The sequence below is a fragment of the Methylobacterium sp. Gmos1 genome, from assembly GCF_053764715.1.
In genome coordinates, this window is sequence record NZ_JBSNCC010000010.1 from 120,707 (window position 1) to 133,928 (window position 13,222).

Genomic DNA, 13,222 nt, shown 5'->3' on the forward strand with positions numbered 1-13,222 from the left:
CCGTGGGCCGCACGCGTGCGAAGAACCGGGATCGATCGCCACGATGGATGACCTCTGCGCGTACGCCAACCGGCCCTGGGCCTTCGTGGCCCGCTACCTGCGCCGCCGCATCGTGCCCCACGCGGCAATCCTGGTCGCGGTGCTCGGTGCCGTGGCCTGTTCGGTCAGCACCCAGTACGGCCTGAAGGGCGTCGTCGACGCCCTCGGCAAGGGCCCCGAGAACAACACCCTGATCTGGCCGGCGCTGACGGTCCTGATTTGCTTCATCGCCGCCGACAACATGCTGTGGCGCGTGGCGAGCCTGATCGCCAGCTTCACCTTCGTGAAGGTCACCGGCGACGTCCGTCGCGACCTGTTCCAGCACCTCACCGGGCACTCGCCGTCCTACTTCGCCGACCGGCAGCCGGGCACCCTGGCGAGCCGCATCACCGCGACCTCGAACGCGATCTTCACCGCCGAGAACATGTTCGTGTGGAACGTGATGCCGCCCTGCGCGGCGGCGTTCGGCGCGATCCTGTACGTCGGCAGCGTCAGCGTCCCGATGGCGCTCGGCCTGCTGGTGATCTGCGGCGGCGTGGTGGTGCTGATGTTCCGCATCGCCGCCGCCGGCAAGCCGCTGCACCACGACTTCGCCGAGAAGGCCGCCTCCGTCGACGGCGAGATGGTCGACCTCGTGAGCAACATGCCGCTCGTGCGCGCCTTCTCGGCCTACAAGCGCGAATTCGCCCGCTTCGATCAGACCATCGGCACCGAGATGAAGGCGCGCAGCCGCTCGCTCCTCTACCTCGAGCGCCTGCGGATCATGCACGCCCTCATCACCGTCGTGGCGGTGCTCGGCCTGCTGTTCTGGGCGATCAAGATGTGGCAGGCGGGCGCCGCCACCGCCGGCCAGGTCGTGCTGGTCTGCACCCTCGGCATCACCATCCTGGCGGCGACCCGCGACCTCGCCGTGGCGCTCGTCGACGTCACCCAGCACACCGCCCGCCTGTCGGAGGCCCTGCGCACGCTGCTGCAGCCGCACGACCTGCGCGACCATCCGGAAGCCAAGCCTCTCGTCGGCGAGGGCGCCCGCATCACCTTCGAGAAGGTCAAGTTCAACTATCCCGACGGCCGCGAGGTGTTCGGCGACTTCAACCTCGACATCAAGCCGGGCGAGCGCGTCGGCCTCGTCGGCCGCTCGGGCGGCGGCAAGTCGACCCTGTTCACCCTGCTCCAGCGCTTCTACGACCCGCAGAACGGCCGCATCCTGATCGACGGCCAGGATATCGGCCGGGTCACGCAGGAGTCCTTGCGCGAGGCGATCACCGTGGTGCCGCAGGACATCTCGCTGTTCCACCGCTCGTTGCGCGAGAACATCCGCTACGGCCGCCCCGAGGCCACCGACGAGGAGGTGTGGGAAGCGGCCGCCGCCGCCCGCTGCACCGACTTCATCAACGACCTGCCGGGCGGCTTCGACACCATCGTGGGCGACCGCGGGGTGAAGCTCTCGGGCGGCCAGCGCCAGCGCATCGCGGTGGCCCGCGCCATCCTGAAGAACTCGCCGATCCTGCTCCTCGACGAGGCGACCTCGGCGCTCGACACCGAGTCTGAGGAGGCGATCCGCGAGGCGCTCGGCAACCTGATGAAGGGCCGGACCACCATCGCCATCGCGCACCGGCTCTCGACCCTCAAGGACTTCGACCGGATCGTGGTGCTCGACGGCGGCCAGGTGATCCAGGACGGCTCCCCGGACCGGCTGGTGCATCTCGACGGGTTCTATCGCGACCTGATCCAGCGCGAGACGATCAAGCTGTCGCGCGAGGCGGCGTAGGGGGTCGCAAGCCCTGCCCGACTGACGGCCTGTCCCATCTAGAGTCCCCCATGAGGGCTTCGCGCCGGCTCGCATCCGCGAGCCGGCGTTTCTCGTCGCGGGTGTGCCGCCGCGCCGCCACCGGGTTTTTTTTGATGCGAGGGATCGGCCGTATGCGACAGCGGGCGTCGTGCCGGAGCGCGCATTGGTGCCGATCGGGCGGCAGCTACGACAAGGCTCCGGCGGAGACGATCAACGGCTCGTTCAACACGGGGAGCTCGAGCCAGGGTCGATCCATCGTGTGGACCGAACAGTTCCTGTGCGCTGGCCGAGGACGCCAGAGTGGATCGATTGATACAATTACCGTCGCCTGCTCGCACCAATCGGCGATCTCGCTGTCGCGGCGGCCGAACCACGCGCACCCGCGAAGGCCGGCGACCAGCCCTGGCCGCCTGATCCAAGGCAAATCCCGCCTGCCGAAAAGCCAGGACGGTTCGCTACCGGTCGGAGGCCGTCCTCATCGTCAGACGCTCAGGTGGCGCAGAACGAGACGGGATGCTCTCCGCGCGGTCCTGAATCATCCACGAGGCTGCGTTAGGGGCTGCGCCCTCGCGGTGCCGGACTACGCCGAGCCCGGCCAGCACGGCGGGACAGGCTCGCACCCAGCGACTTGCGGCGGCGTCAATGCGCGTCCGCTCCTGCCCCGCCCGGGCGCGGCCGGCGGATCATCGGCGTGGCGCAGGCCATCAGCACGAACAGCACCGTCAGCATCAGGAACACGTCGGAGAAGCTCATCAGCAGCCCCTGCATCCGCACGGTGTTCATCATCGCCTTCAGCGCCATGGCGTCCGGGTTGCCGGCAAGTCCCGCAAAGCCCTTGGCCATGCTGTCGAGACGCTCCAGCACCATCGGGTTGGTCCAGGTGAAGCGCTCGTGCAGGCGCGCCAGATGCAGGTCCCAGCGGTCGTTGAGCGCGGTGTTGATGAGCGCCAGCCCCACCGCGCCGCCGAGGTTGCGGGTGAGGTTGTAGAGGCCCGACGCGTTCTTCATCCGGGCCGGCGGCAGGGTGCCGAGCGCGATGTTGTTGATCGGGATCATGCACAGCATCAGCGAGCAGCCGCGCAGGACCTGCGGCAGCAAGAGCTCGTAGAAATCCCAGTCCTTGGTGATGCCGGTGACGATCCAGGTGCCGGCGGCGAACCCTGAGAACCCGATCGCCATCATGATCCGCGGATCGACCTTGGCCGAGAGGCGCCCGGCGATCGGCGCGGTGGCGAACATGCAGAGCCCCGAGACGAACATCGTCTCGCCGATCTGGAGCGCCGAGTATCCGCGCACCCGGCCGAGATAGACCGGGTAGAGGTAGGTCAGGCCGTAGAGGCCGATGCCCATGACGAAGCTGAACAGGCAACCGCCGGCGAAGTTGCGGTCGGAGAAGGCGCGCAGGTCGACGATCGGCTGCTCGGCGGTGAGCGCGCGCCAGAAGAACCCGATGCAGGCGACGCCGCACACGATCGCGGCAGCGAAGATCGCCTCCTCCTGGAACCAGTCGTGGGTCGGGCCCTCCTCCAGCACGTATTCGAGGCAGCCGAGGAACGCCGCCATCAGGCCGAGGCCGGTCCAGTCGAAGCGCTTGAGCAGGTCGAGGTTCGGCTTGTCGAAATCGACCAGCAGGTAGGTCGAGACGGTGACGAAGATGCCCGGCACGATGTTGACGAGAAACAGCCAGTGCCAGTTGAACAGGTCGGTGAGGTAGCCGCCGACGGTCGGGCCGATGGTAGGGGCGAGCGTTGCCACGAGGCCGATCATCGGCGAGACGATGCTGCGCTTGGATGCCGGGAAGATCGTGAAGGCCGAGGCGAACACCGTCGGGATCATGCCGCCGCCGATGAAGCCTTGCGCGGCGCGCCAGACGATCATCTCGCCGATCGTCGAGGAGGTGGCGCACATCAGGCTCATCAGGGTGAAGCCGCCAGCCGAGATCACGAACATCCAGCGCGTCGAGAGCACCCGCGACAGGGTGCCGGACAGCGGGATCGAGATCACCTCGGCGATGAGGTAGCTCGTCTGCACCCAGGGGATCTCGTCGGCCGAGGCCGAGAGGCCGGCCTGGATCTCGGCGAGCGAGGCCGAGACGATCTGGATGTCCAGGATCGCCATGAACATCCCGAACACCATGCAGATGAACGCCACCATCCGGCGTCGGTCGATCGGTGCGTCGGCGGGCGCGGGGGTCGCGGCCATGTCTTGGATGCCTACCTGGAGTCTCGATGTAGACGAGTCATCTTTACTCATCCCGATGATGCTATGGCGCACCTCCCCTCTCCCGTGTGGGAGAGGGGTCGGGGGTGAGGGTGCTACGGTTCTGATTGAAGCTCAGACCGTGGTGCTGGCAGCGGAAAGGTTCAGCCTTCTTGCGGCACCGTCTCCACCCTCACCCCTACCTCTCTCCCACACCTTGCAGCGATACCGGGCAAGCCCGGCATCGCCTGGAGAGGGGATCCCGCGCTCGACGATCCCTATCTCGAGCTAGCGCCCCGCCGTGCGCACGGACGGGACCGGCCCGCCCTCCGACACCGCCTGGTGCGGCTCGATCGGCGCCGGCGGCTGCGATTCGTCGAGGCCGCGGGTGTCGACCCGCACCACCACCGAGAGGCCCGGCCGCAGCAATCCCTCGCGGGCGACCGCCTCCGGCACCCGCACCCGGACGGGGAGGCGCTGGACGATCTTGGTGAAGTTGCCGGTGGCGTTGTCCGGCGGCAGCAGGCTGAACACGGAGCCGGAGGCCGGCGACAGGCTCTCGACGGTGCCGAGGATGTAGCGATCGGGCCAGGCATCGACCCGGATGTGGACCGGCTGGCCGACCCGGACCCGGCCGAGCTGGGTCTCCTTGAAGTTGGCGTCGACCCGGGCGCTCTGGAGCGGCACCAGGGCGGCGATGCGCGAGCCCGGCGCCACGTAGGCCCCCGCCTCCGTCGCCTTGTTGCCGATCACCCCGTCGAAGGGCGCTCGCAAGACCGTGAACGACAGGTCACGCTTCGCCCGGTCGACGGCGGTGCGCAGTTCGGCGGCCAGGTTCTCGGCCTCCTTGGTCTGCGCCTCCAGCACCGCGACGTTGGCCTGAAGCGCGATCAGGTTGGCTTCGGCGCCCTTGACGGTAGCGTCCGAGCGGTCGCGGTCGGCGCGCGACTGCTCCAGCCGCGACTTGGCGGCGAACTCGGATTGAGCGAGCTGCTGCTGGCGCTGGTAATCGGCGGCGGCGCGGATCTGGTCGGCCTTGGCGGCGTCGATCTGGGCCTGGCCCTGGAGCACCTGGGCGCGGGCGGCCTCGGCCTGGCGGGCGATGCGGGCGATGACGCTGCCTTGCGTCGCCAGCTTGTCCTCGGCCGCCTTGAGAGCCAGGCGGTAATCGCCGTCCTCGATCCGCGCGATGACGTCGCCGGCCTTCACCGCCTGGCCGTTCACCACCGGCACCGCCTCGAGATAGCCCGACACCTTGGCGGCGAGCGTCGAGATGTCGGCCTGGACGTAGGCGTCGTCGGTCGAGACGAAGAAGCGGCCGGTCGTCCACCACTCGTGGCCGGCATAGGCGCCGTAGGTCCCACCGCCAAGGACGAGCGCGGCGAGGATCAACCGGCGCAAGGGGCGCTTGCGCTTGGCGGTGGGAGCGGCGGCCGGCGGCTGGATGGCCGGCGCGGTCGCCTGGGGCGCGGCTTTCGCGGCCGCCTCGCCGGCGGGCCGGCCCTGCGCGTAATCGTCTCGGAACGCCATCGTGGTCCACCCGTCGCCGCCATCACCCGGGCGAATCGGTTGACGGCTCTCGAATGGCCGCGATACTACGTTGACCGAACCGTTCGGTCAATCGATCCTGTGTGCGCTGCGGCACGCCGGTTGAACCGCGCCGGCCCCGTACCCACAATGGCTCACCCCCTCTCCCACGGCCCCGATCATGAGTGACGCCCCCCTCAGCCCCGCCTCCGCCGACACCGACAAGCGCCGCCAGATCCTGGACGGGGCCCGCGAGGTGTTTCTCGCCAGCGGCTTCGACGGAGCGAGCATGGGGGCGATCGCCAAGGCGGCGGGCGTCTCGAAGGGCACGCTCTACGTCTATTTCGAGAGCAAGGAGGCCCTGTTCGAGGCGCTGACGATCGAGGAGAAGCGGACGCTCGCCGAGAACATCTGCCGCCTCGACCACGACGACCCCGACGTCGCTGCCGTCCTTCGCCGCCTCGGCACCAGCCTGATGGAGGCGATGGTGCGGCCCGACCACATCGCCTCGGTGCGGATGGTGATCGGCGCGGCGGAGAAATTCCCGCGCTTCGGACGGGCCTTCTACGAAGCGGGGCCGCTGCTCGGCCGGGCGCGCCTGCGCGCCTATCTCGACGCCCAGGTCGCCACCGGCCGATTGCGCGCGATGGATACCGACCTCGCCGCCCGCCACTTCTTCGACCTGTGCGCCGCCACCACGATGCGCCGGCTGCTGTTCTCCGTCGGCGACCCGCCGACCGAAGCCGAGACGACCTACTGGATCGCGGAGGCCGTGCGGGTGTTCCTGGCCGCCTACGGGCCGGAGGGGCGCTAGCCCCGCTCCACGCGCCAGGCGGAGAGGAGCGCCGCCTCCTCGACCGCAGTCAGACCGGTGACCGGGCCGCCTTCGGTGTTGAGCCAGCGCAGGGTGTCGCGGGCCGTCTCCTCCAGCGGACGCACCGTCAGCCCCGCCGCGAGCGCCGGCGAAACGTCGCGGGAGGCGTCGCCGATCGTGTCCGGCAGCGGGAGCGGCAGGGAGAACGGGCCGGATTCGCGCGCCACGCCGTGGCGGTCGAGGAAGCCTGGATCGGCCCAGGTGGCTCGGTACGATGCCCCTAGGGCGGCGGCGCAGCATTCGAGGAAGGCCCGGCGGGTGCAAGGGGGCGCCACCGCGTCGAACGTCCCCGAGAGGCCGTCGCCCATCGCCCGCACGATCCAGCCTGCGAGGTCGCGCACGTCGATGAGTTGCACCGGGTCCGCCGCGTCGGCCGGCGCCAGCACCTCGCCGCCGCGAGCGAGCCGTGCGATCCAGTACGCGAACCGCCCGGTCGGATCGCCCGGGCCGACGATCAGCCCGGCGCGGCAGATCAGGGCATCGCGAAAGGCTCGCTCGCAGGCGACCTTGGCGGCGCCGTAGTGGCCGTCCTCCGCCGGCGCGACGACCGGCGCCGTGTCGGCCCGCTGCCCCCGCGTCGCGGTGTCGGCATAGACGCTCGTCGTCGACACGAAGGTCCAGTGCCCGACCCGGGCGTCGAGCGCCGCCAGCGCTCGCCGGACCTGATCGGGACGGCGCGCCACGACCACGGCCGCATCGAACCGCTCCTGCCCGAGCCCTGCCAGCCCGTCCGGCCGGTCGCGGTCGACCGCGACGAAGCGGGCGCCGGGCGGGGCCGCGCCCGAGAGGCCGCGTGCCGCGCAGGTCACCGCGTGGCCGAGCCCGACCGCATGCGCGGCGATCGCCCGCCCGAGAAATTGCGTGCCGCCGAGCACCAGCAGCCGCATGCCACTTCCTTTCGATCGACGCAGCGTTGCCGGTCGCCACCGGAACGACGGATACCAACCGGAGACACGATCGCACCCTGCCATGTACCACAAGTCCCTTGCGTCAGGATTCCGCGTCTGCAAGTCTACGATGCAATGCCGCCGCTCCTCCGTGTTGGGAAACAGCGGCCACGATTGCGCCCCGGAGCCGCGATCTCATGTTCGGGCGCCTGGCCGTGGTCATCGCCGTATTGGGACTGTGCATGGCAGGACAGGGCGCACGCGCCGGCCGCGTCCGCGGCGTGCCGCTTCCCGACGACGTCTCGGTCACAGAAGCGTCCGCGTCCGTTCCGCAACCGGCCAGGTCGTTCGTGGGGGCCTGGATCGGCACGTGGAGCGGCCTCATTCCCCACGTGCTCGTCGTCGAGCGCGTTGATCCGGACGGCAGGGGCGCCGAGGTCGTCTACGCCCTCGCCGCCGCCCCGGATTATCGCATCGAGAGCCAGTGGCAGCGCCGGAGGGCGACCATCTCCGGCAGCACTCTGACGCTCGAGGGCGCGACCCCCGCGACCTACATCCTCGACGGTGACACTCTGCGGGCGACCTACCATCGGGAGGCCGTGCGGGACTACGCCCGCATGCGCCGGGCCTCCCTGGCCGACCTGAAGGCTGACGCGGCCTCCCTCGACTGGTCGGAGCCGCAGACGGTCTTCGTCGACGGCCCGCTGGAGAACGGCGCCACGACACGGCTCGAAGTGGCGCTGTTCCGCCCGTCCGGGCCGGGCCCGTTCCCGCTCCTCGTCTTCAACCACGGCTCGACCGGCCTCGGGCGCGATCCCGCCGCCTTCACCCGGACCTACTGGTCGTTTCCCGTCGCCGACGAGCTCGTGCGTCGGGGATGGATGGTCGCGTTTCCGCAACGGCGCGGGCGCGGCCGATCGGACGGCCTCTACGACGAGGGCTTCGATCCCGACCGGAGCCGGGGCTACACCTGCGACGCGCCGGTCGCCCTCGCGGGGGCGGAGCGAGCCCTCGACGACGTCGAGGCCGCGGTGGCGGCGTTGCGACGGCGGGACGACGTCGCCGCGGGACCGATCGTGGTCGCCGGCCAATCGCGCGGCGGCGTCCTGTCGGTCGCGTTCGCGGGGCGGCATCCGAACCTCGTGCGCGGCGTGGTGAATTTCGTCGGCGGCTGGCTCGGCGAGGGCTGCGGCAGTGCCGCCGAGGTCAATGCGAGCCTGTTCCGTCGCGGCGGCGCCTTCCCGGGCTCGACCCTCTGGCTCTACGGCCATCACGACCCCTACTACTCCGTCGCGCACAGCCGGCGAAACTTCGAGGCGTTCCGCGCCGCCGGCGGCACCGGCGAGTTCCTGGCCTTCGACGTGCCGAACCGGGTCGGCCACGCGGTCAACTGGTATTGGGAGCTGTGGCGGGAGCCCGTCGGGCGCTACCTCGACCGCGTCGGGGGGACCTCGTCCCGGTGACGGGCTGTGACGCGCATCGCACCGCGGTATGGACCCCGGCGACGACGCCCGTACGATAACCCAACCTTGCCCCCGCGATGGTCGGCGGGCCGAGCCTCTGAGGTATCGGCTACGACCGGCCGGTCGCACGACGGGAGCCGACCCTTTGAAAAAGTCGACGTGCGGCGCGAGGAGATGCGGCGTCCGCGCGGATCCAGCAGGACGCCGCTAGGCGTCCTCCCGCAACGCCTCCGCCACCCGGGCCTCCAGGATGTCCGGGCGGCGCAGGATCAGGGCGCCGCGGGTGCGGTCGACGAGGCCTTCCTGGGCCATCACGGTGAATTCCCGCGTCACCTGCTCGCGGCGGCAGCCGATGCGGGCGGCGAGCACGTGGTGGTAGGGCGGCGGGCTGACCGCGCGCTCGCCGTCGGTGCCGGGCCGGGGCGCGGAGAGGCGCAGCAACTCGGCGTAGAGGCGGTGGCGCAGGTCGAGGACGGCGTGCTCCATCAGGCGGGCGTTGAGCATTCGCACCCGCTTGGCGAGGAGCCGCAGCAGCTTGTCGGCGATCGGGGGCGCGGCGAACACGATCTCGCGGAAGACCGCGGCCGGCACCACGCAGAGCTCGCCGCGGGTGAGCGCCGTGACGTTGGCCGAGCGGCTGACCCCGTCGATGGCGGCGAGTTCTCCGAAGAACTCGCCGGCCCGCATCTCGCCCAGGATCACCTCCTTGCCCGACTGCGTCCGGTTGAGGATCCGCACCTCGCCGGAGGCGAGGAGATACACGTCGGTCGAGGCGTCGTCGAAATCGACCAGGATCTCGTTGGCGTCGAACCGGCGCCAGATGCAGCGCGATTCATACGAGATCAGGTCGATGCCCGCGTCCTTGAAGAACGGAAACCCTGCGAGCCGACCCATCTGCTGCCCTCGACCCCGCGCATGCGGTGCTGCCCGCAGGCTTCTTAGCCCGGCGCGGCCGCGCTCGCCAGGGCGCGGGCCGCCTCCTCCAGGGCCATGTGCCGGCCGCCCCGCGATTTTTTCGGGTTTTACGCCTTCACGATCGTCGCACCTGTTAGTCCATGTCGCGCCATGACGTTGCGGGTGTCGACGATAAGCCGGGCTTCCCGCGCCACCAGGGCGTAGTCGACGCCGTCGTGGTCGGTGGCGACCAGCACCGCGTCGACCCCGCGCAGGGTCTCGGGCGTCAGGGCTTGCGACCGGCGCCCGGCGAGTTCCGGGTGCTCGCGGGTCGCCGGCAGGACCGGCACCAGGGGGTCGTGGTAGAGCGCTTGCGCACCGCGGGCCTCGATCAGCCGGATCAGCTTCAGCGCCGGGCTCTCGCGGGTATCCTCGACGTTGCGCTTGTAGGCGAGCCCCAGCACCAGCACCCTGGCGCCCGAGAAGGCGCGGCCGGTGCGGTCGACCGCCGCCGCCAGGCGCTCGACCACGTGGTAGGGCATCCGCGTGTTGACCTCGCCGGCCAGTTCCACGAAGCGGGCCGGCACGTCGAATTCCCGCGCCTTCCAGGCGAGGTAGAACGGATCGATCGGGATGCAGTGGCCGCCCAGACCCGGCCCGGGCTGGAATGGCATGAAGCCGAAGGGCTTGGTGGCCGCCGCCTGGATCACCTCCCAGACGTCGATGCCCATCGCGTCGTAGACGAGCTTCAGTTCGTTCACGAGGGCGATGTTGACCGAGCGGAAGATGTTCTCCGTGAGCTTCACCGCCTCCGCGGCGGCGGCCGAGGAGACCGGCACCGTGCGCACCACCAGCGCGCCGTAGAGCGCCTCCGCCAGGCCCCGCGCCGCGTCGTCGTCCGCCCCCACCACCTTGGGGATGCGGGCGGTGTCGAACTCGCCGTTGCCCGGGTCCTCGCGCTCGGGCGAGTAGGCGAGGAAGAAGTCGGTGCCCGAGTGCAGGCCGCGGGCCTCCAGGATCGGCCGCATCACCTCGGCGGTGGTGCCCGGATAGGTGGTCGATTCGAGCACCACGAGCTGGCCCGGCCGCAAGGCGGCAGCGATGGCCCGGGCGGTGGCCTCGACGTAGGACAGGTCGGGCTCGCGGTGGCGGGTGAGCGGCGTCGGCACGCAGATCAGCACGGCGTCGGGCTCGTTCAGCCGCGCCATGTCGCCGGTCGCCGCGAAGGTGCCGGCCGCGAGCGCCGGAGCCAGAGCATCGCCCGGGATGTGGTGGAACGCCCCCTCGCCCCGGTTCAGCGCCGCGACGCGACCCGGATCGACGTCGAAGCCGAGCACGGAGAAGCCGGCCCGGAGTGCGGCGAGCGCCAGGGGCAGCCCGACATAGCCGAGGCCGACGATGCCGATCAGCGCCCGGCGCTCGTGAAGGAGCGTCCGCGTCCGCGCCTCGTTCGCGTTCATGTCCCGCCGCTCCCGCGCTCTCGTAGCGGGTCCCTTGAGCGTGGCTGCGGGCGGCTGTCAAATCGGATCGGTGGATGCTTCGGCGGGCCGCTCCTTGGCCAGCGGCACCCGCGAGGTCGCGTCGAAGGCGCCCGTCAGCTTGCGCAGCAGCGCCAGGAAGACCGGGCGCTCCGCCTCGTCGAGGGGGCTCAGAAGCCGCGCCACCGCCCGCTCGGCCGGCCCGGCGAGCCGGTCGAGGAGGTCGCTGCCGTCCGTCGTCAGCTCGAGGCTGCGGCGGCGCTTGTCGGCGGGATCGACGACGCGGGCCACGAGGCCGCCCTCCTCCAGGGTCTTGACGACCATGCCGGTGGTCGAGCGGTCGAGGCCGAGAAGCCGCGCCACCGTGATCTGGTCGATGCCCGGGCGATGCCGCAGCACGACCAGGATGCCGTACTGGGTCGTGGTGATCCCCAGCTCGTCGGTCTCCGCCAGGAACACCGACACGGCGATCTGGTGGGCGCGCCGGATCATGAAGCCGGGCCGCTCGTAGAGGTCGTCCAGGGGGTCGCCGGCCATCGGATCCAGGGAGTGGGAGCGCCCCGCCTGATAGGCCGGGCGCCTGGGCCGGACAACCACCCCGTCGACAAATCGTCAGACGTCTGATTATTATGAGCGGCCGGTGCCGAGCCCGCAAGGTCGAGCCCGAGCTCAAAAAAGACCCGGAGGAAACCATGGACCAGCTCAAGGGCGCCCCGCGCCCGATCGATGTGACGGCGTTCATCGACGGGCAGCCGGTCGGCCGCGCCCAGATCCGGCTCCTCCTCCTCTGCGCCGCGGTCCTGTTCACCGACGGGTTCGACACCCAGGCGATCGGCTACGTCGCGCCCGAGCTGGTCCGGGCCTGGTCGGTCTCCCGCGGCGCGCTCGGGCCGGTCTTCAGCGCCGGGCTCGTCGGGCTGATGCTCGGCGCGCTCGTTTTCGGGCCGCTCGCCGACCGGATCGGGCGGAAGCGCATCGTGGTCGCCAGCACCGCCGCCTTCGGGCTCGGCACGCTCGCCACCGCCTTCGCCCCGGACCTGACCACCCTGCTGGCCCTGCGCTTCCTCACCGGACTGGGCTTGGGCGGCGCGATGCCGAACGCCATCGCGCTGACCTCGGAGTTCAGCCCGCACCGGCGCCGGGCCACCATGGTGATGACGATGTTCTGCGGCTTCTCGATCGGCGCGGCGCTCGGCGGCCTGATCGCCGCGGCGGTGATGCCGGTGTTCGGCTGGCGGGCGGTGTTCGTGATCGGCGGGGCGGTGCCGCTGATGCTGGTGCCGGTCCTCGTCCGGTCGCTGCCCGAATCGGTCCGCTTCCTCGCCGCCTCCGGTCGCGCCGACGCGCGGGCCGCCGCGATCCTGCGGCGGACCTTCCCGGAGGCGGGGCTCGCGCCCGAGACCCGCTTCACCGTGCACGAGCCGGCGCTGCACGGCCTGCCGGTCGCGCACCTGTTCTCCGACGGCCGGGCGCGCACGACGGTGCTGCTCTGGGTCGTGTTCTTCATGAGCCTGCTCGACCTCTACTTCCTGTCGAACTGGCTGCCGACGGTGCTGAACGACCTGGGCGCCTCGGTCCCGGTCGCGGCGGTCGTCGGCTCGCTGCTCCAGGTCGGGGGCGTCGCCGGGACGATCACCCTCGGGCGCCTGATCGACCGGTTCTCCTTCGGCGCGCTGGCGCTGACCTACCTGGTGGCGGCCGGCGCGGTCGCGGCGATCGGCGCCTCGGCCCACGCGGTGGTGCCGGCCGCGCTCGCGATCTTTTCCGCCGGCTTCTGCATCGTCGGCGGCCAGATCGCCTCGAACGCGCTCGCCGCCGCGGCCTACCCGACGGCGATCCGGGCGACCGGCATCGGCTGGGCGCTCGGTATCGGCCGGGTCGGGTCGATCGTCGGCCCGCTCGTCGGCGGCGCGCTGCTCGCCCTGCACTGGGCGACCGGCGACCTGTTCCTGGTCGCGGCCGTCCCGGCGCTCTGCGCGGCGCTGGCCTCGCTCGCCCTCTCCCGCGGCCGCCCCGCGCCGTCCCCCCGTCCCGCCGCCGCGACCGGCCGGTAATCCTTCGTCAGACCC

10 protein-coding genes are annotated in these 13,222 nt (G+C 71.1%); 4 read left to right on the forward strand and 6 right to left on the reverse strand.

All coding sequences use genetic code 11. The features are described 5' to 3' along the window. The first annotated feature begins 43 nt into the window (after positions 1–43). Entirely contained in the window at positions 44–1,810 is a 1,767-nt protein-coding gene (locus tag ACS5PV_RS19620; RefSeq protein WP_455397016.1) for an ABC transporter ATP-binding protein, read from the forward strand. A 660-nt stretch (positions 1,811–2,470) separates the two neighbouring features. Here the strand turns inward: ACS5PV_RS19620 and ACS5PV_RS19625 are convergent. Both ACS5PV_RS19625 and ACS5PV_RS19630 read right to left on the reverse strand, forming a co-directional pair. Beyond that, positions 2,471–4,033: a DHA2 family efflux MFS transporter permease subunit gene (locus ACS5PV_RS19625; protein WP_455397017.1), complete on the reverse strand. Its 1,563-nt coding sequence runs from the start codon at positions 4,031–4,033 to the stop codon at positions 2,471–2,473. A 285-nt stretch (positions 4,034–4,318) separates the two neighbouring features. Then, positions 4,319–5,560 (reverse strand): HlyD family secretion protein, encoded by a 1,242-nt coding sequence (locus ACS5PV_RS19630; protein WP_455397018.1) that lies wholly within the window; start codon positions 5,558–5,560, stop codon positions 4,319–4,321. 178 nt (positions 5,561–5,738) lie between these two features. On the opposite strand from ACS5PV_RS19630, the gene ACS5PV_RS19635 reads away from it, so the two are divergent. Beyond that, positions 5,739–6,371, forward strand: a complete 633-nt coding sequence (locus ACS5PV_RS19635; protein WP_455397019.1) for a TetR/AcrR family transcriptional regulator — start codon at positions 5,739–5,741, stop codon at positions 6,369–6,371. Here ACS5PV_RS19635 and ACS5PV_RS19640 read toward each other — a convergent pair. Next, positions 6,368–7,318: an NAD-dependent epimerase/dehydratase family protein gene (locus ACS5PV_RS19640; RefSeq protein ID WP_455397020.1), complete on the reverse strand. Its 951-nt coding sequence runs from the start codon at positions 7,316–7,318 to the stop codon at positions 6,368–6,370. The genes ACS5PV_RS19635 and ACS5PV_RS19640 overlap by 4 nt on opposite strands. Positions 7,319–7,668: 350 nt before the next feature. On the opposite strand from ACS5PV_RS19640, the gene ACS5PV_RS19645 reads away from it, so the two are divergent. Further along, on the forward strand, positions 7,669–8,781 hold the full coding sequence (locus ACS5PV_RS19645) for an alpha/beta hydrolase family protein (RefSeq protein ID WP_455397021.1): 1,113 nt from the start codon (positions 7,669–7,671) through the stop codon (positions 8,779–8,781). A 207-nt stretch (positions 8,782–8,988) separates the two neighbouring features. Here ACS5PV_RS19645 and ACS5PV_RS19650 read toward each other — a convergent pair whose 3' ends face one another. The 3 genes from ACS5PV_RS19650 to ACS5PV_RS19660 all read right to left on the reverse strand — a co-directional run bounded on the left by ACS5PV_RS19650 (position 8,989) and on the right by ACS5PV_RS19660 (position 11,690). Beyond that, positions 8,989–9,675 carry a Crp/Fnr family transcriptional regulator gene (locus tag ACS5PV_RS19650; RefSeq protein ID WP_109972232.1) on the reverse strand — a complete coding sequence of 229 codons (687 nt, stop codon included), beginning with the start codon at positions 9,673–9,675 and terminating at the stop codon, positions 8,989–8,991. Between the two features lie 128 nt (positions 9,676–9,803). After that, positions 9,804–11,135 (reverse strand): nucleotide sugar dehydrogenase, encoded by a 1,332-nt coding sequence (locus ACS5PV_RS19655; protein ID WP_455397022.1) that lies wholly within the window; start codon positions 11,133–11,135, stop codon positions 9,804–9,806. 57 nt (positions 11,136–11,192) lie between these two features. Then, on the reverse strand, positions 11,193–11,690 hold the full coding sequence (locus tag ACS5PV_RS19660; RefSeq protein ID WP_455397023.1) for a MarR family winged helix-turn-helix transcriptional regulator: 498 nt from the start codon (positions 11,688–11,690) through the stop codon (positions 11,193–11,195). Between the two features lie 155 nt (positions 11,691–11,845). Here ACS5PV_RS19660 and ACS5PV_RS19665 point away from each other — a divergent pair, with 155 nt between their 5' ends. Continuing rightward, entirely contained in the window at positions 11,846–13,207 is a 1,362-nt protein-coding gene (locus tag ACS5PV_RS19665; protein WP_455397024.1) for an MFS transporter, read from the forward strand. The last annotated feature ends 15 nt before the right edge of the window (positions 13,208–13,222 follow it).